Here is a 16840-nt window from a genome sequence, read left to right on the forward strand (position 1 = left end):
CACCCGGCCCGGCAGCCCCTAAATGGGCGCTGACGGCTGCCAGCCCATTGCAGCGACGGATTCGGAGGTCACGCGACATGCGGCCATTCCTCAGCCACCCGTTCGATGACGACAAGCTGAAGGAGGAATGCGGGGTCTTCGGCGTGATCGGCGTGGCCGACGCGGCGAGCTTCGTGGCCCTCGGCATGCATGCGCTGCAGCATCGCGGGCAGGAGGCGGGCGGCATCGTCGCCTACGATCCCGCCACCGGCTTCAACTCCGCCCGCCGTTTCGGCTATGTCCGCGACAACTTCACCTCGCGTGACGTGATGGACACGCTGCCCGGCAGCCTTGCCATCGGCCATGTGCGCTATTCCACCGCCGGGTCGAAGGGCGCGACCGCGATCCGCGACGTGCAGCCCTTCTTCGGCGAATTCTCGATGGGCGGCGCAGCCATCGCCCATAACGGCAACCTGACCAACGCGGCGCAGCTGCGCCGGGAACTGATCGAGCGCGGCTCGATCTTCCAGTCGTCGTCGGACAGCGAATGCATCATCCACCTGATGGCGCGGTCGATCCAGCGCACCGTGCCCGAACGGATGAAGGACGCGCTGCGCCGGGTCGAGGGCGCCTTCTCGGTCATCGCCATGACCCGGACCAAGCTGATCGGCGTGCGCGATCCGCTGGGCGTGCGCCCGCTGGTGCTGGGCAAGGTCGGCGAGGGCTATGCGCTGTCGTCGGAGACCTGCGCGCTCGACATCATCGGGGCCGAGTTCATCCGCGAGATCGAGCCGGGCGAGATGGTGGTGATCGAGCATGGCCAGATCGACAGCTCGCGCCCCTTCGGCGCGCCGTCGCGCGGCCGGTTCTGCATCTTCGAGCATGTCTATTTCAGCCGTCCCGATTCCATCCTCGGCGGCCGCTCGGTCTATGAGACGCGGCGCCAGATCGGGGTGGAGCTGGCCAAGGAGGCGCCGGTCGAGGCCGACCTCGTCTGCCCGGTTCCCGACAGCGGCACCCCCGCCGCCATCGGCTATTCGCAGCAGTCGGGCATTCCCTATGCGATGGGGATCATCCGCAACCAGTACATGGGCCGGACCTTCATCGAACCGACCGAACAGATCCGCAACATGGGCGTCCGGCTGAAGCTGAACGTCAACCGGGCGCTGATCCGGGGCAAGCGGGTGATCCTTGTCGACGACTCGGTGGTGCGCGGCACGACCAGCCGCAAGATCAAGGACATGATCATCGACGCCGGCGCGGCCGAGGTGCATTTCCGCATCGCGAGCCCGCCCACCTCCTGGCCCTGCTTCTACGGCGTCGACACGCCCGACCGCGACAAGCTGCTGGCCGCCCGGATGACCGAGGAGGAGATGCGGCAGTGGATCGGCGTCGACAGCCTGAAGTTCATCTCGCTCGACGGGCTCTATCGCGCGGCGGGCGAGGCGGCGGGGCGCGATCCCGAGAACCCGCAATATTGCGATGCCTGCTTCTCGGGCGAATATCCGGTGGCGCCGGCCGACCAGCTGGAAAAGGGCTTCCGCATGAAGGAAGCCGTCTGACGCGCCGCAGCGGCGTCCGGGGGCTGCGTCACGCTGTCCGCCCCGGCCCGGCGCGCGAGCCCTTGCCAGCGCCCGCGCGGAATGCCAAAGCCGCGCCATGACCGACAATGCCGCCCCCCCCGCCAGCCCGCAGACCAGACTCGCGCTCGTGACCGGCGCCTCGCGCGGGCTTGGCGCCGCGCTGGCCGAGGCGCTGGCAGGCCGCGGCTATCACGTCCTGGCGGTGGCGCGCACGACCGGCGGGCTCGAGGAACTCGACGACCGGATCCAGGCGGCGGGGGGCGCGGCGACGCTCGCGCCCATGGATGTGACCGATCCCGAGGCGATGACCCATCTGGCCACCTCGATCGCCGCCCGCTGGGGCAGCCTGCAGGTCTGGGCGCATTGCGCGGTCCATGCCGCGCCCCTGTCGCCGGCCGGGCATGTGGACCTGAAAGACCTCGACCGGTCGATCGCCACCAACCTGCGCGCGACGGCGGTGCTGGTCTCGCTGATCGACCCGCTGCTGCGGGTGGGCGGCGGCACCGCGCTGATCCCCGACGATCCGCGCGGCGGCGAGCGGTTCTTCGGAGCCTATGGCGCCACCAAGGCCGCACAGATGGCGCTGCTGCGCAGCTGGCAGGCCGAGGGCGAACGGATCGGCCCCCGGGTGCTGCTGCCCGAGGCGCGGCCCATGGCCACGGCGACGCGCGCGCGCTTCTTCCCCGGCGAGGATCGCGCGCCGCTGGCCGACATCCGGGACGAGGCGGCGCGGCTGGTCGCGCTGATCTGATCGCCCGGCCCGGGGCCCGCCAGTCTTTACGCTCGGCGAACCCTCGCCTAAACAGGCGGGGGCGGCATTCGCCCCAGGACGATCGGGCGCGCAATTCCGGGGGCAGACATGCGGATTCTCATCACCAATGACGACGGCATCAACGCCCGCGGGCTGGAGGTGCTGCACGCCATCGCGACCGAGGTGGCGGGACCGGGCGGCGAGGTCTGGACCGTGGCCCCCGCCTTCGAGCAATCCGGCGTCGCGCATTGCATCAGCTATACCCATCCGATGCTGATCGCGCGGCTGGACAAGCGCCGCTTCGCCGCCGAGGGGTCGCCCGCCGATTGCGTGCTGGCCGGGCTCTACGACGTGCTGCAGGGCGAAAAGCCCGATCTGGTGCTGTCCGGGGTGAACCGGGGCAACAATTCGGGCGAGAATGCCGTCTATTCCGGCACGCTGGGCGGCGCGATGGAGGCGGCGCTGCAGGGCCTGCCTGCCATTGCCCTGTCGCAGTTCATGGGGCCCGAGATCGCGGCGCTGGACGACCCGTTCGAGGCGGCGCGCACCCATGGCGTGGATGTGGTGCGGCGCCTGCTGGAACACGGCTTCGGCCCGCAGGACGAGGATTACCGCATCTTCTACAGCGTCAACTTTCCGCCCCTGCCCGCCGCCGAGGTCAAGGGCATCAAGGCCGCGGCGCAGGGCTTCCGCCGCGACACCAGCTTCGGGGTGGAGCCGCATGTCTCGCCCTCGGGCAAGCGGTTCCTGTGGATCCGGGGCGGCGACCAGCGGGCCGAAACGGCCCCGGACAGCGACGTGGCGCTGAACCTCGACGGCTGGATCTCGGTCACGCCGATGCGCGCCGACCTGACCGCGCATGACGCGCTGCAAGGCCTTGGCCGCGCGCTCGGGTCGGGGGCGGAGCCCGCGCCGCGATGACCGGCGCCGAGGCGGCCGAGCGCAAGATGCGCTTCCTCTTCACCCTGCGGTCGAAGGGGGTCACCGACGCGCGGGTGCTGTCGGCGATGGAACAGGTCGATCGCGGCCGCTTCGTCCGGGGCCTGTTCGCCGACCGCGCCTATGAGGACATGCCCCTGCCCATCGCCTGCGGCCAGACGATCAGCCAGCCCTCGATCGTCGGGCTGATGACACTGGCGCTGAACGTGCAGCCCCGCGACAAGGTGCTGGAGGTGGGCACCGGGTCCGGCTATCAGGCCGCGGTCCTCAGCCATCTGGCGCGGCGGGTCTACACGGTCGACCGTCACCGCCGTCTGGTGCGCGAGGCCGAGGCGCTGTTCCGCGACCTCGACCTGTCGAACATCACCGCGATCACCGGCGACGGCAGCTTCGGCCTGCCGGAACAGGCGCCCTTCGACCGGATCATCGTCACCGCCGCCGCCGAGGATCCGCCCGGCCCGCTGCTGGCGCAGCTGCGCGAGGGCGGGATCATGGTGCTGCCCGTGGGCCAGTCCGACGCGGTGCAGAGCCTGATCAAGGTGACGCGCGGGCCGTCGGGCTATGACTACCAGGAATTGCGCCCCGTCCGCTTCGTGCCGCTGGTCGAGGGGTTGGGGCAGGACTGACCGCGCGGGCCTCACGTCCGCGTGTGGGGCGGGCCGAACCCCCGCCCTGCCGCCCGGGGGCCGGTTGACCGGGCCGCGCGGATGAGGCAAGCCAAGGGCGGTGCGCCCGCCGCCAACCTCTGGCGCGCCAGGACGTCTGAGGAGAGCGATGCCGCATCGAACCGCCCTGCCCCGCCGCATATCGTCCCGCAGCCTCGCCGGGGCCGCGCGCGCCCCGCTGCCCTGCCGCCGGGCCGGGCCGCTTCTGGCCGGGCTGTCGGCGCTGGCGCTGGCCGCCTGCACCACCAGCGGCTTCGACCCCGACCTGCGCGGCCGGATCGCGGCGGGCGGGCTCGACACCTCCGGCGCGGCGCAGACGGCGACGGCCCCCCGGCCGCAGCCGGATGCGCGGGGCGTGATCTCCTACCCGAACTATCAGGTGGTGGTGGCGCAGCGCGGCGACACCGTCGGCAGCATCGCCGCCCGCGTCGGCATTTCCGCCGATGAGCTGGCCCGCTACAACGCGGTGCCGGTGGGCGCGACGCTGGGACAGGGCGAGGTGCTGGCCCTGCCCGGCCGCGTCGCCGCCGCCCCCACGGGCGCGGGCGGGGCGATCGACATCACCACCATCGCCTCGGGCGCCATCGACCGCGCACAGGGCGGCAGCCCGGCGGCCGGCGGCACCGCCGCCCCGGTGCAGGGCGGGCCGGAACCGGTGCGCCACCGCGTCGTGCGGGGCGAGACCGCCTATACCATCGCCCGGATGTACAATGTCTCGGTCAAGTCGCTGGCCGACTGGAACGGCCTGTCGGGCGACCTCGCGGTGCGCGAGGGGCAGTATCTGCTGATCCCGGTGGCGATGGCCGGCGCCGCCCAGCCCGTCAGCGCCACCGCGATCACCACCCAGCCCGGGACCGGCTCACCGACACCGGCGCCGCCCTCCGCCTCGCAGCCGCTGCCCGCCGAGACGACGACGGCCGCCGCCGCGGCCACGCCGAAGCCGCCCGCCGCGAACATGGGCGCGCAGACCACGACGGCGGCGCAGTTCGCGATGCCGGTGTCGGGGTCGATCATCCGACCCTATGCCAAGGGCAAGAACGACGGGATCGACATCTCGGCCAGCGCCGGCGCGGCGGTGAAGGCCGCCGAGGCGGGCACCGTCGCCGCCATCACCAAGGATACCGACCAGGTGCCGATCCTGGTGATCCGCCACGCCAACAACCTGCTGACGGTCTATGCCAATATCGACGGCATCACCGTGCAGAAGGGCGCCAGCGTCAGCCGCGGCCAGACCATCGCAGCGGTGCGGGCGGGCAGCCCGGCCTTCCTGCATTTCGAGGTGCGGAACGGCTACGATTCCGTCGATCCGATGCGCTATCTGCAGTGACGGCAGCGGGGGGCTTCGCGCCCCCGCACCCCAAGACAGCAGCGGGGGGCTTCGCGCCCCCCGCACCCCCCGCGGGATATTTGGATCAGCTGCAGGGAGGCGCGCGTCAGGTCGGGCGTGTCAGATCCGCAGGCCGCGCCGCCCCGCGAGGTCGATGAAGAACTGCCAGGCCACCCGGCCCGAACGGGCACCGCGCGTCGCCTGCCACTCGATCGCCTCGGCGCGCAGCACGTCTTCCTCGACCGTCAGCCCGTAGGCCGCGCAATAGCCGTGGATCATCGCGAGGTAATGGTCCTGGTCGCAGGGGTGGAAGCCCAGCCACAGGCCGAAGCGGTCCGACAGCGACACCTTTTCCTCGACCGCCTCCGACGGGCTGATCGCGGTCGAGCGTTCGTTCTCGATCATGTCGCGGGGCATCAGGTGGCGGCGATTCGAGGTTGCGTAGAGGATCACATTGGCCGGCCGGCCCTCGATCCCGCCGTCGAGCACCGCCTTCAGCGACTTGTAGTGCGCGTCGTCATGGCTGAAGGACAGGTCGTCGCAGAACAGCACCACCCGGTGATCCGGGTTGTCGCGCAGATGGCCGAGCAGCCGCCCGACCGTGGGCAGATCGTCGCGCGCCAGTTCCACCAGCTTCAGCGCCAGCCCCTCGGCCAGCACCGCGCCATGCACCGCCTTGACCAGCGAGGATTTGCCCATGCCCCGCGCGCCCCAGAGCAGCGCGTTGTTCGCGGGCAGGCCCCGGGCGAACTGCAGCGTGTTCTGCAACAGGATGTCGCGCACCCGGTCGATGCCGACCAGCAGCGACAGCGCTACCCCCGCCACCTGCGGCACCGGGGCCAGCCGCCCCTCGCCCCCGTGCCACAGGAAGGCATCGGCGGCGGCGAGGTCCGGCGCGGGCGGCGGCGGCGGGGCCAGCCGCTCCAGCGCGGCGGCGATCCGGTTCAGCGGGTCCGCGGTCATTCGCCTGCGGCCTCGCGCGCGGCCTCTTCGGCGTCGCGGCGCCGCTCGATGCGCCGGATCAGGTGGATCGACACCTCGTAAAGCGGGTAGACCGCGCAGAACATGATGACCTGGCTCATCATGTCGGGCGGCGTCGCCACCGCCGCCAGCGCGAGGATCGCCACCACCGCATAGCGCCGGACCGAGGCGAGCCCCTCGGCGCTGATCAGGCCCGCCTTGCCCATCAGGGTCAGCAGCACCGGCAGCTGGAAGCACAGGCCGAAGGCCAGCACGAATTTCATCGTCAGGCCCAGATATTCCTGCATCGAGCCCTGGAACAGGATGCCCGCCGGCGCGGTCGAGGTCAGGGCCGCGTCCACATCCGCCGCGGCCTCGGGGGCGGCCACCTGCTGGAACCCCAGGAAGAAGTCGAAGGCGATCGGCAGCACGACGTAATAGGCGAAGGCCGCGCCGAGGAAGAACATCGCGGGCGAGGCGACGAGGAAGGGCAGGAAGGCGCTTTTCTCGGACCGGTAGAGGCCGGGCGCCACGAAACGCCACATCTGGTAGGCGATGATCGGGAAGGCCAGCACCAGCCCGCCGAACATCGAGATGCTCATGGCGACGAAGAAGCCTTCCTGCAGCTTGATCAGCACCAGCCCGCAGGCCTGCCCCTTCGCCTCCAGCGCGCGGCACAGCGGATGGGTCAGGAAGTTGAAGATCGGGTTCCAGAAGGTGAAGGAGGCGATCATCGCCACCAGGAAGGCGGCGAGCGACCACATGATCCGGCTGCGCAGTTCCGCCAGATGCTCGATCAGCGGCGCGGCGGAATCGTCGATCTCGTCTTGCGTGCTCATGCGTCAGGATCCGGGACGGCGGTTCGGGGATCGGCGGGTTGTGGCGCGGCGGGATCGGGTGCTGTCGCCTTGCGGGCCTTGCGGGGCTTGTCTGCCTTGGCGGCGGGCTTGGCTGCGGGCTTCTCGGCCTTCGGTTCCTTCGCCTTCGCGGGCTTCTTCTTGGCTGCGGGCTTGGCTGCGGGCGTCGCGGCCGGATCGGGCGCGGGCGCGGCCGGGTCGCGGACGGCGGCCTTGGCGCGGGTCTTGGGGATGCGCCGGACCGGGGTCTCCGCGACGGCCCCTGTGGCAGTCTCTTCCGACTTCGGCCGTCCGACGGCCGCCTTGCGCCCGGCCACCTCGGCGGCCCGCGCCTCGGCCAGCGCCTGCGTGGCCGGGCCGCGGACGGTCTCGCGCGCAGGGTCGGCGATGGTCGGCTCGACGATCGCGGGTGCGCCCGGCAGCGGTTCCGCCGCAGCGGCGGCACCGGTCGCCGCCGCCGGGCTTGCAGCCGAATTCGGCACCTGCCCCGGCAGCTTCGGTTCCCACTTGTCGAAGCGGTCGGCGGCGCGTTCCAGCGCGTCGAGGCCCAGCGACTTCTTCGAGGTCACGGACTTCAGGTCGCGCGACACCTCGTCCATCCCCGACTCGCGCGCGGCATCCTCCATGGCGCGGGAGAATTCGCGCGCCATGCCCCGGGCCTTGGCCGTCATCCGCCCGAGGGTGCGGAACATCCCCGGCAGGTCCTTGGGCCCGACGACGATCAGCGCGACGACGCCGATGACCAGAAGCTCGCTCCAGCCGATATCTAACATGGGTCAGTGCTTTCCCGCAGGGCCGCGCCGCGAGGGCAGGGCCGGATCGGCGGCCGCGTCGTTCAGGCGCGGTCCTTGTCGGCTTGCGGGGTCACGTCGCGGACCGGGCGCTGATCGGCGGCGCGGTCGGCCTCGATCTCGTCCTTGCCGTCGTTGACGCCCTTCTTGAAGGCGGTGATGCCCTTGCCGACCTCGCCCATCAGCGACGACACCTTGCCCCGCCCGAAGAGCACCAGCACGATCACCGCGATCAGCAGCAGGCCGGGAAGTCCGATATTGTTGAGCATGATCCAAATCCCCTGGCTGACCGCCCCTCTACCGATGTCCCCGGGGGCGGTGCGACATGTCCTGATCCATCTAGGCGCAAAGGCCCCTGCCCGAAAAGGCCGATGCCCCCTCGCGCTGCGGCTCAACTGACAGTAATTTGTCAGTATGTCCCCGCCCCGCACCCCTGGCCCGCACCGATGAAACGCGATGACCGGCTTTACGATCTGGTGCGGCTGATGCGCGACGGGCGGCTGCACACCGCCGCCGAACTGGCCGCCAGGCTGGGCGTGTCGCCGCGGACGATCTGGCGCGACATGGCGATGCTGGCCGCGACGGGCATGCCGGTCGAGGGCGAGCGCGGCCTTGGCTACATCCTGCGCGCGCCGCTGGTTCTGCCGCCGACGCTGATGACGCCGGACGAGCTGCGCGCCCTGTCCGAGGGCCTGCGGCGGGTGGCGGCGGACGAGGCCGACCCGCTGGCCCGCCCGGCCCGCAGCCTGCTGGCGAAGGTGGCGACGCTGCTGCCGCAGGCCGAGATCGGCGAGGGCTGAGGCCGCCCGCTTCCCCTGCGGCAGCCCGGCGCGGTGCATCAATCGGGGAACGTTTCGCTGAGGCCCCTGTTCGATGGACGGTCCCGGGGCCGCGCCGGAAGCCGCGCCCTGCCCCGCCGGACCGGATGCAGACAAGCGCCACCCCCGAAACGCTTTCACGCGAGGACGATCCCATGTTCCACCATTCCAGCCGGCTGCAATACGAGGTCAGGGTCGACAGGCCCGACCCGCAGTTCGCCAAATTCCTGCAGCAGGCCATCGGCGGGGTCGAGGGCGAGATCCGCGTCGCCATGCAGTACTTCTTTCAGGCGATGGGCTGCCGCGGCGACCCGAAATACCGCGACATGCTGATGATGACCGCGACCGAGGAGCTGTCGCATATCGAGTTCCTGGGCCATGCCGTGGCGCTGAACCTCGAGGGCGCACCGGTCGAGGTGCAGGACGAGGCGACGAAGGACCCGGTCGTGCATGCGATCATGGGCGGGATGAACCCCCGGCATATCCTGTCCTCGGGCCTGTCGGCGATGCCGGTCAACGCCAACGGCGTGCCCTTCGACATGAGCCATGTCTATGCCACCGGCAACATCGCCGCCGACATGATGGCCAATGCCATGGCCGAGGGCAGCGGCCGGGTGCTGGCCAGCCGGCTCTACAACATGACCGACGACAGCGGGATGCGCGACATGCTGTCCTTCCTGATCGCCCGCGACACGATGCATCAGCAGCAGTGGCTGGCGGTGATCGAGGAACTGGGCGGGATGGAGGCGAACCTGCCCGTCCCCAACTCCACCCCGCCGGAACACGAGGCGGTGGAGCATTCCTACTACTTCCTCAACACCTCGCTGGACGAACCGACGCCGCAGGGCCGCTGGACCTCGGGTCCCTCGCTCGACGGGCGGGCGGAATTCTCGGTGGTGGAAAAGCCGCAACCGCTGGGCCAGAAGCCGGACCTCGGCCTCGCCAGGCCGAAATCGGGCGCGCAGCTGAAGCAGATGGGCTGACCGGACGCGGCCCCCGAAAAACGCGGGGGGCGGCGCCGGACGGGCCGCCCCCCTCTGTTTCTGTCCCGTCCCCTCGTGCGAGGTCAGTCCTCGACGAAGACCTCTTCGCGCTTCGCCCGGACCGAGGGCAGCAGCACCACGATCAGCACCACCACCGTCAGCGCCAGCAGCGTCGCGCTGATCGGCCGGGTGACGAAGACCATCGGATCGCCGCGGCCCAGGATCATCGCCCGGCGCAGGTTCTCCTCCAGCAGCGGCCCCAGCACGAAGCCCAGCAACAGCGGCGCGGGCTCGCAGCGCAGCTTGATCAGCACATAGCCGAGCAACCCGAACATCGCGACGGAGTAGAGGTCGAAGACGTTGGAATTGACGCTGTAGACCCCGATCGAGCAGAAGGCGAGGATGATCGGGAACAGCACGAAATAGGGCACCTTCAGCAGCCGCACCCACAACCCGATCAGCGGCAGGTTGAGGATCACCAGCATCAGGTTGCCGATCCACATGCTGGCGATCACCCCCCAGAACAGCGCGGGCTGTTCGCTGGCGACATTGGGACCGGGCACGATGCCCTGGATGATCATCGCGCCCACCATCAGCGCCATCACGGGGTTCGCCGGAATCCCCAGCGTCAGCAGCGGGATGAACGAGGTCTGCGCCCCGGCATTGTTGGCCGATTCCGGCCCCGCCACGCCCGCCACCGCGCCCTTGCCGAAGGTGTGCGGTTCCTTGGACAGCCGCTTTTCCACCGTATAGGCGGCAAAGCTCGCGAGGATCGCGCCGCCCCCCGGCAGCACCCCCAAGGCCGAGCCCAACACCGTGCCGCGCATCATCGGCGCCAGCATCTTGCGCAGGTCCTCGCGGCTGGGGAACAGGCTGCCCACCTGGCTGGTGATGACCTTGCGGCTGCGCTCGTCCTCGAGGTTGCGCAGGATCTCGGCGATGCCGAAGACCCCGACCGCCAGCGCCACGAAGTTCAGCCCGTCGGCGAAGTTGGTGATGCCGAAGTTGAAGCGCGGCGTGCCGGTATAGATGTCGGTGCCCACCAGCCCCAGCAGCAGGCCCAGCACCACCATCGCCAGCGCCTTGGGCACCGACCCGTGTGCCAGCGCGATCGCCGAGACCAGCCCCAGCAGCATCAGGCTGAAATACTCCGCCGCGCCGAATTTCAGCGCGATGATCGTCAGCGGCGGCGCGAAGATTGCCACCAGCAGCGTCGCGAAGGTGCCGGCGAAGAACGAGCCGAGCGCGGCGATGGCCAGCGCCGTGCCGGCCTTGCCGTTCCGCGCCATCTGGTAGCCGTCGATCGCCGTCACCGCCGACGAGCTTTCGCCCGGCAGGTTGATCAGGATCGCCGTGGTCGATCCGCCGTACTGCGCGCCGTAATAGATGCCGGCCAGCATGATCAGCGAACTGACCGGTTCCAGCTGGAAGGTGATGGGCAGCAGCATGGCGATGGTCGCGGTCACGCCGATGCCGGGCAGCACCCCCACCAGCGTGCCCAGAAGCGCGCCGATCAGGCAGAAGAACAGGTTGGCGGGCGTGGCTGCGGTCGAAAAGCCAAGGGCGAGATTTGAAAACAGGTCCATGCCGGCCTCACATCGGGAGCCAGGGGCCGAAGCGCCGGAACGGCAGCCCGAGGCCATAGCTGAACACCAGGGTCGAGAAGATCGTGATCGCCACCGCCAGCACCAGCGCCCGCGCCGGGCTCATCTTCAGCGAGGCGAAGCCCGCGACGAAGGCGGTGAGGAAGATCGAGGGCACGAAGCCCAGCCCCCGCACCGTCAACCCGAAGACGATCGGCGCCGGCAGGATGAACAGCATCCCGCGCCAGGCCATCGCGCCGAAGTCCTGCGCGGTGGCGCCCAGCGACCCGGCAAGGATCACCGCGCCCAGCAGGATCAGCACGCCGGACAGGATCAGCGGGAAATAGCCCGGCCCCATGCGGAAGGCGGTGCCGAGGTCGAGCCCCAGCGACTGCACGCCGAAGAACAGGCCGAACAGGATGAAAAGGACGCCGGCCGCGGCGTCTGTGGGATCGAATGCGGTCTTCATGGTCCCCCCGGGACGGCTGCGGCTGCCCCGGCGACGGATGCCGCCGGGGCAGGTGTCGGTGTCAGTCGGCGTAGACGCCGGCGGCCTCGATCACCGGCTTCCAGCGGTCGATCTCGGATTCCAGCTTCGCCTGCAGCGCCTGGGGCGTCGCATCCTCGGCGGGCGAGGGCGCGGTGCCGAGATCGGCCATCTTCGCGGCCACGCCCTCGTCGGCCAGCGCCGCCTGAAGCGCGGCGGACAGCTTCTCGATCGCTTCGGGGGGCGTGCCCTTCGGCGCGTAGATGCCGTGCCAGATCGCCACTTCCATGCCCGGCAGCCCGGCCTCGGCCACGGTGGGCAGGTCGGGGAAGATCTCCAGCCGCTCGGGCGTGGTCACGGCGTAAGCCTTGATCGTGCCGCCGCGGACCTGTTCGCTGGTGTTGGTGGTCTGGTCGCACATGATGTCGACCTGCCCGCCCAGAAGGTCGGTCATCGCCGGACCGGTCCCCTTGTAGGGCACGGTGACGATCGGCGCGTCGAGCGCCTGCATGAACAGCATTCCGCACAGATGCGAGGCCGCACCGATCCCGGCATTGGCCAGGGTGATGCTGTCGGCATTCTCCTTCACGTAGGACACGAAGGCCGCCATGTCGGCGGGCTCGAAATCCTTGCGCGCCACCAGCGTCATCGGCACCTCGGTCACGAGGCCCACATAGTCGAAGGCGTTCAGCGTGTCATAGGCGAGGCTGCGGTAAAGCGTGGCCGAGGTCGCCATGCCGATGTGATGCAAAAGCACGGTGTAGCCGTCCGCCTCGGCGCTGGCGACGCGGCCCGCGCCCAGCGTGCCGCCGGCGCCGCCCACGTTCTCGACGATGATCTGCTGGCCGAGCGATTCCGACATCTTCTCGGCCACCAGACGGGCCACGGTATCGGTCGGCCCGCCGGCCGAGAACGGCACGACCATGGTGATCTGCCGCTCGGGATAGCCCTGGGCCAGTGCGGCCGAGCCGAGCATCAGCCCAAGCATCGAAAGACCGGCGAACCGGGTGAATTGTGCCATTGTATCCTCCCTGACTGCGCGGCCCGCGGCCTCCTCCGGCCCGGGCGCTTGACAGGGGCAGAATGTCAGGCGGGCGAAGGGGCGGCTATTGTGGGTTTCCGCAATAACAAGGCGCCGGGCCCCTCCCGCCCGCCCGCCGCCCCATCTTCTGTTCGGAAATATCCCGGGGGAGTCCGCGCCAGCGGACGGGGGCAGAGCCCCCTTCCAGGGCCTCAGCCCGCCGCGCGCGGCGGGTCGAGCGCGTGTCCCGCCAGCAGCGCCGCCAGTTCCACCGCGTTGCGCACGCCCATCTTCATCAGCACCCGGCCGCGATGTACCTCGACCGTGCGCATGGCGATGCCTAGCCGGTCGGCCATCTGCTTGTTCAGGCTGCCCTGCAGCATCAGCCGCATCACCTCGGCCTCGCGCTCGGACAGCGTCGCCAGCCGGTCGGACAGGGCCTGCCGGGCCGCGGCCTCGGTCAGCCGCCGCGCATGGGCGGCGGCGGCGGCCAGCGCCCGGTCGACGATCTGGTTGTCGTTGAAGGGCTTCTCGACGAAGTCATGCGCCCCGTCCTTCAGCGCCTGCACCGCCACCGGCACCTCGGCATGGCCGGTCAGGAAGATCACCGGCATGTCCGCCCCCGCCGCCTGCAGCCGGGCAAAGACCTCGGGGCCGGACAGGCCCTCCATCCGCACGTCGAGGATGATGCAGCCCGGCCCGGCCAGCGGCAGCGCATCGAGCAGCGCCTCGCCCGAGGGCCAGCCCGTCACCGCCACCCCGCGCGAGGCGAAGAGCCATGACAGCGCGTCGCGGATCGCCGGTTCGTCATCGACGACGTGGATCTGCGGTTCGGCGGCGATTCCGGCCATGCTCATCCCGTCCTCCCGTCCCTTCATTCCGCGGCCCGCCCCAGGCCCATCGCCGCCGGCAGGGTCACGACAAAGCAGGTGCCGCCTCCCGGCGCCGGCTCGACGCCGATGCGCCCGCGATGCAGTTCGAGGATCGACCGGCAGATGTTCAGCCCCATGCCCATGCCATCGGCCTTGGTCGAGGCGAAGGGCTCGAACAGCCGGTCCGCCAGTTCGGGCGCGATGCCGCCGCCCTGGTCCATCACCCGGATCTCGGCCGCGCCCTCCCGCGCCGACAGGCGCAGCGTCACCCGGTCGCCGGACCGGCGCGCCTCGGGCATCGCCTCCATCGCGTTGCGGATCAGGTTGACCAGCAGCTGTTCGACCAGGATGCGGTCGGCCATTACCGGCGGCACGGTGCCGTCGTCCTCGACGACGATCCGGACCCGGCGCTGCCGGGCATCGGCGGTCATGAAGCCCAGCGTCTCGGCCACCACATCCGGCAGGGACAGCGGCTCGAAATGCGGCTCGCGCTTGCGCACCAGGTCCTGCACCCGGCGGATGATCTGCCCGGCGCGGTCCACCTGATGCGCCAGCTTTTCCAGCGCCGGGGTCAGCGCGGCCGGATCGCCCTGCCCCGCGCGCAGCATGTTCAGCGCCCCCGCGGCATAGCCCGACACCGCCGCCAGGGGCTGGTTCAGCTCATGCGCGAGGGTCGAGGCCATCTCGCCCAGCGACACCAGCCGGCCGGTGCGGGTGACGCTGTCCTCCTGCGCGCGGGCCAGCCGTTCGGCCCGCCGCGCCTCGGTGATGTCGATGATCGACCCCATCCAGCCCCGGTGCCGGCCATGCGCGTCGATCAGCGGCGCCTCGTAGACCTGCACATCGATCTCGGCTCCGTCGCGGCGGCGGAACCGCGTCTCGAAGCTTTGCGGCCGCGCGCCCCCCGCCGCCAGCGCCCGCTGCCGCGCCATCGTGTCCTCCAGCCGTTCCGGCAGCCAGTAGGGCATCGGCATCGGCTTGCCCACCAGATCGCCGGGGCCGAAGCCCACCAGCTGGCAGAAAGCGGTGTTGACATAGAGGATGCGCCCCTCGTGATCCTTGGCGCGCAGGCCCACGGTCAGGCTTTCCTCCATCGAGCGGCGAAAGGCCATCTCGCCCCGGAGCCGCATCTCGGCCCGCCGGCCGCGGTTGAGGCTGCGCGCCAGCGCCGCCAGCGCCAAGAGCGCCAGGATCGACAGCGCCACGATCGCCGCCTGCAGCAGCTGGTCGCCCAGCGGCCGCGCGGCGGCGAAGGGCGCGATGCGCAGCAGCGTGCCCCCGAGCGGCGGGTCGAAGCTGATCACATGGGTGCGGGCGTCCCCGGGCGCGGCCATCCGCGCCCGGCTGGCCAGGGGCGCGCCGCCGATATCGGTGATCGTCACCGCATAGCGTTCCGCGATCCACCACGGCACATGCCGGGTCAGCAGCAACGGCAGCGAGATGGTGGCGGCGATCATCCCCTCGCCCTCGCGCACCGGCACGCCCAGCATCACCGTGGGCCCCCCCGCCCCCGCCTGCACCGCGCCATAGACGGGCCGCGCCGAGCTCTGGTCGAGCCGGCCGAGAAGGTCGAGCACCGCAGGCGGGGCCGCCGCCCCGGCATCGGGGCCGGGGATCTGCCGGATCACCGCGCCGCCGGCATCGAACCAGCCCACGGACAGCAGTTCGGGATTATTGGCGATATGCAGGCGCGTGCGGCTGTCCAGCGTCTCGTCGGGCGTGCCGTCGGCGGCGTCCAGCGCCAGCCGCGCCAGCAGATCCTCGTCCACCGACAGCTGGAAGCGCAGCGTCTGTTCCACCCACAGCGCATCGGTGGCCAGCTGGACGCGCGTCGCCTCGGCCTCGTCGCGGCGCAGCACCCAGACCAGGGCCGCCACCGCCGCCACCAGCGCGAGGATCGACAGCATCGGCAGCACCGACAGCAGGTCCAGCCGCGCGCGGAACCGGCCGCGGCCCCCGGGCTGCGGCATGCTGTCCATCTGCCAGGCGTCCTCCCGCTCCGACATCGCCGATAGGCCCCTCCGCCCAGCAAGGGCTTCACAATAGCCGCGCGATCGGGGAAGACAATGCTGGGAACGGCCCAGGTCGGGGAGGACCGCTGATGCCCATGGCCCATCCGACGCGGCGCGATCTGGCGGCGGCAGCGATTGCCGGGCTGGCGGGACTGGCCGCGCCGACGATCCTGCGCGCGCAGCCGATGGTGCTGCGTTTCAGTCACGTCGTCGCGCCCGACACGCCCAAGGGCCGCGGCGCGCTGCGCTTTGCCGAACTGGCGGCACGCTACAGCGATGGCGCGGTGACGGTGCAGATCTACCCCAACAGCACGCTCTACAAGGACAAGGAAGAGCTGGAGGCCCTGCAACTCGGCGCGGTGCAGGTGCTGGCGCCGTCGCTGGCAAAGTTCGGGCCGCTCGGGCTGTCGGAATTCGAGATGTTCGACCTGCCCTACATCTTCTCGGGCGAGGCCGACCTGCGGCGGATCACCGAAGGCGAGATCGGCACCGATCTTCTGGCGAAGCTGGACACCAAGGGCATCCGCGGCCTGGCCTTCTGGGACAACGGGTTCAAGCTGATCTCGGCCAACCGCCCGCTGCACCGGCCGGGCGACTGCCGGGGGCTGAAGATGCGCATCCAGTCCTCGCGCATCATCGAGGCGCAGATGGCGGCGCTTGGCGCGGTGCCGCAGATCACCGGCTTTTCCGAGGCCTACCAGGCGCTGGCCACCGGTTTCGCCGACGGCACAGAAAACCCGCCCTCCAACATGTACACCCAGCGGATGCACGAGGTGCAGCGCCACGCCACCCTGTCGCATCACGGCTATCTGGGCTATGCGCTGATCGTCAACGCCACCTTCTGGGACGGGCTGCCCGCCGCCCTGCGCGACGGGCTGGACCGGGCGGTGGCCGAGGCCACGGCCTATGCCAATTCCACCGCCGCCGAGGACAATGCCGCGGCGCTGGCCGCGATGCGCGCGGCGGGCACAACACAGTTCCACGACCCCACCCCCGAGGAACGCGCCGAATGGCTGGCGGTGCTGCGCCCGGTGCAGGACCAGATGGCGGGCCGCGTGGGCGAACGGTTGCTGGGCCGGGTGCGCGACCTGCTGGGACAGGGCTGACCCCGGACGGTCGCGCCGGCGGCGCGGACAGAGGGGGCGCTGCCCCCGGGGATATTCGCGCCGACAAGATGCACGAGTTCGCGCCTTGCACCGCAGGGGCGCGCGC

General features: G+C 70.8%; 17 protein-coding genes. 8 read left to right on the forward strand and 9 right to left on the reverse strand.

Features of this window, described 5'->3' with window-relative positions; translation table 11 throughout:
- The first annotated feature begins 77 nt into the window (after positions 1-77).
- From purF to EEY80_RS07685, 5 genes are all read left to right on the forward strand, one after another.
- Complete coding sequence (gene purF, locus EEY80_RS07665; RefSeq protein ID WP_126976001.1) at positions 78-1541, forward strand: amidophosphoribosyltransferase; 1464 nt, start codon at positions 78-80, stop codon at positions 1539-1541.
- Positions 1542-1638: 97 nt separating this feature from the next.
- On the forward strand, positions 1639-2313 hold the full coding sequence (locus tag EEY80_RS07670) for an SDR family NAD(P)-dependent oxidoreductase (RefSeq protein WP_126976002.1): 675 nt from the start codon (positions 1639-1641) through the stop codon (positions 2311-2313).
- Positions 2314-2421: 108 nt separating this feature from the next.
- Positions 2422-3234 carry a 5'/3'-nucleotidase SurE gene (gene surE / locus EEY80_RS07675; protein WP_126976003.1) on the forward strand — a complete coding sequence of 271 codons (813 nt, stop codon included), beginning with the start codon at positions 2422-2424 and terminating at the stop codon, positions 3232-3234.
- Positions 3231-3878: a protein-L-isoaspartate(D-aspartate) O-methyltransferase gene (locus tag EEY80_RS07680; protein ID WP_126976004.1), complete on the forward strand. Its 648-nt coding sequence runs from the start codon at positions 3231-3233 to the stop codon at positions 3876-3878. The genes surE and EEY80_RS07680 overlap by 4 nt, the downstream gene beginning before the upstream one ends.
- A 148-nt stretch (positions 3879-4026) precedes the next feature.
- On the forward strand, positions 4027-5244 hold the full coding sequence (locus tag EEY80_RS07685; protein ID WP_126976005.1) for a LysM peptidoglycan-binding domain-containing M23 family metallopeptidase: 1218 nt from the start codon (positions 4027-4029) through the stop codon (positions 5242-5244).
- Positions 5245-5364: 120 nt separating this feature from the next.
- Here the strand turns inward: EEY80_RS07685 and EEY80_RS07690 are convergent, their stop codons facing one another.
- The 4 genes from EEY80_RS07690 to EEY80_RS07705 all read right to left on the reverse strand — a co-directional run bounded on the left by EEY80_RS07690 (position 5365) and on the right by EEY80_RS07705 (position 8121).
- A complete protein-coding gene (locus EEY80_RS07690) occupies positions 5365-6207 on the reverse strand; it encodes an ATP-binding protein (protein WP_126976006.1) in 843 nt (280 codons plus the stop codon).
- Positions 6204-7043 carry a twin-arginine translocase subunit TatC gene (gene tatC / locus EEY80_RS07695; RefSeq protein ID WP_126976007.1) on the reverse strand — a complete coding sequence of 280 codons (840 nt, stop codon included), beginning with the start codon at positions 7041-7043 and terminating at the stop codon, positions 6204-6206. Before tatC ends, EEY80_RS07690 begins: the two co-directional genes overlap by 4 nt.
- A complete protein-coding gene (gene tatB / locus EEY80_RS20705) occupies positions 7040-7834 on the reverse strand; it encodes a Sec-independent protein translocase protein TatB (protein ID WP_126976008.1) in 795 nt (264 codons plus the stop codon). The genes tatC and tatB overlap by 4 nt, the downstream gene beginning before the upstream one ends.
- A gap of 62 nt (positions 7835-7896) precedes the next feature.
- Positions 7897-8121 (reverse strand): twin-arginine translocase TatA/TatE family subunit, encoded by a 225-nt coding sequence (locus tag EEY80_RS07705; protein WP_126976009.1) that lies wholly within the window; start codon positions 8119-8121, stop codon positions 7897-7899.
- Between the two features lie 177 nt (positions 8122-8298).
- On the opposite strand from EEY80_RS07705, the gene EEY80_RS07710 reads away from it, so the two are divergent.
- Positions 8299-8652, forward strand: coding sequence for a helix-turn-helix transcriptional regulator (locus EEY80_RS07710; RefSeq protein WP_126976010.1), 354 nt, complete (start codon positions 8299-8301; stop codon positions 8650-8652).
- Positions 8653-8825: 173 nt separating this feature from the next.
- Positions 8826-9653, forward strand: coding sequence for a manganese catalase family protein (locus tag EEY80_RS07715; protein ID WP_126976011.1), 828 nt, complete (start codon positions 8826-8828; stop codon positions 9651-9653).
- A gap of 83 nt (positions 9654-9736) precedes the next feature.
- On the opposite strand, the gene EEY80_RS07720 is transcribed toward EEY80_RS07715, so the two are convergent.
- The 5 genes from EEY80_RS07720 to EEY80_RS07740 all read right to left on the reverse strand — a co-directional run bounded on the left by EEY80_RS07720 (position 9737) and on the right by EEY80_RS07740 (position 15595).
- On the reverse strand, positions 9737-11239 hold the full coding sequence (locus EEY80_RS07720; RefSeq protein WP_126976012.1) for a tripartite tricarboxylate transporter permease: 1503 nt from the start codon (positions 11237-11239) through the stop codon (positions 9737-9739).
- Positions 11240-11246: 7 nt separating this feature from the next.
- Positions 11247-11705, reverse strand: coding sequence for a tripartite tricarboxylate transporter TctB family protein (locus EEY80_RS07725; RefSeq protein ID WP_126976013.1), 459 nt, complete (start codon positions 11703-11705; stop codon positions 11247-11249).
- 61 nt (positions 11706-11766) lie between these two features.
- Positions 11767-12744, reverse strand: coding sequence for a tripartite tricarboxylate transporter substrate-binding protein (locus EEY80_RS07730; RefSeq protein ID WP_126976014.1), 978 nt, complete (start codon positions 12742-12744; stop codon positions 11767-11769).
- Positions 12745-12956: 212 nt separating this feature from the next.
- Complete coding sequence (locus tag EEY80_RS07735) at positions 12957-13601, reverse strand: response regulator transcription factor (protein WP_235829744.1); 645 nt, start codon at positions 13599-13601, stop codon at positions 12957-12959.
- A gap of 17 nt (positions 13602-13618) precedes the next feature.
- Positions 13619-15595, reverse strand: coding sequence for a two-component system sensor histidine kinase NtrB (locus tag EEY80_RS07740; RefSeq protein ID WP_235829745.1), 1977 nt, complete (start codon positions 15593-15595; stop codon positions 13619-13621).
- Between the two features lie 122 nt (positions 15596-15717).
- On the opposite strand from EEY80_RS07740, the gene EEY80_RS07745 reads away from it, so the two are divergent.
- Entirely contained in the window at positions 15718-16734 is a 1017-nt protein-coding gene (locus tag EEY80_RS07745) for a DctP family TRAP transporter solute-binding subunit (RefSeq protein ID WP_235829746.1), read from the forward strand.
- Positions 16735-16840: the final 106 nt, after the last annotated feature.

The sequence above is a fragment of the Frigidibacter oleivorans genome, from assembly GCF_003993775.1.
In the GTDB taxonomy this organism is placed as follows: Bacteria; Pseudomonadota; Alphaproteobacteria; order Rhodobacterales; family Rhodobacteraceae; genus Frigidibacter; species Frigidibacter oleivorans.

Coding starts and splice junctions, on each gene's coding strand:
- purF (WP_126976001.1), top strand. CDS start 78: ATGCGGCCATTCCTCAGCCACCCGTTCGATGACGACAAGCTGAAGGAG.
- EEY80_RS07670 (WP_126976002.1), top strand. CDS start 1,639: ATGACCGACAATGCCGCCCCCCCCGCCAGCCCGCAGACCAGACTCGCG.
- surE (WP_126976003.1), top strand. CDS start 2,422: ATGCGGATTCTCATCACCAATGACGACGGCATCAACGCCCGCGGGCTG.
- EEY80_RS07680 (WP_126976004.1), top strand. CDS start 3,231: ATGACCGGCGCCGAGGCGGCCGAGCGCAAGATGCGCTTCCTCTTCACC.
- EEY80_RS07685 (WP_126976005.1), top strand. CDS start 4,027: ATGCCGCATCGAACCGCCCTGCCCCGCCGCATATCGTCCCGCAGCCTC.
- EEY80_RS07690 (WP_126976006.1), bottom strand. CDS start 6,207: ATGACCGCGGACCCGCTGAACCGGATCGCCGCCGCGCTGGAGCGGCTG.
- tatC (WP_126976007.1), bottom strand. CDS start 7,043: ATGAGCACGCAAGACGAGATCGACGATTCCGCCGCGCCGCTGATCGAG.
- tatB (WP_126976008.1), bottom strand. CDS start 7,834: ATGTTAGATATCGGCTGGAGCGAGCTTCTGGTCATCGGCGTCGTCGCG.
- EEY80_RS07705 (WP_126976009.1), bottom strand. CDS start 8,121: ATGCTCAACAATATCGGACTTCCCGGCCTGCTGCTGATCGCGGTGATC.
- EEY80_RS07710 (WP_126976010.1), top strand. CDS start 8,299: ATGAAACGCGATGACCGGCTTTACGATCTGGTGCGGCTGATGCGCGAC.
- EEY80_RS07715 (WP_126976011.1), top strand. CDS start 8,826: ATGTTCCACCATTCCAGCCGGCTGCAATACGAGGTCAGGGTCGACAGG.
- EEY80_RS07720 (WP_126976012.1), bottom strand. CDS start 11,239: ATGGACCTGTTTTCAAATCTCGCCCTTGGCTTTTCGACCGCAGCCACG.
- EEY80_RS07725 (WP_126976013.1), bottom strand. CDS start 11,705: ATGAAGACCGCATTCGATCCCACAGACGCCGCGGCCGGCGTCCTTTTC.
- EEY80_RS07730 (WP_126976014.1), bottom strand. CDS start 12,744: ATGGCACAATTCACCCGGTTCGCCGGTCTTTCGATGCTTGGGCTGATG.
- EEY80_RS07735 (WP_235829744.1), bottom strand. CDS start 13,601: ATGAGCATGGCCGGAATCGCCGCCGAACCGCAGATCCACGTCGTCGAT.
- EEY80_RS07740 (WP_235829745.1), bottom strand. CDS start 15,595: ATGGACAGCATGCCGCAGCCCGGGGGCCGCGGCCGGTTCCGCGCGCGG.
- EEY80_RS07745 (WP_235829746.1), top strand. CDS start 15,718: ATGCCCATGGCCCATCCGACGCGGCGCGATCTGGCGGCGGCAGCGATT.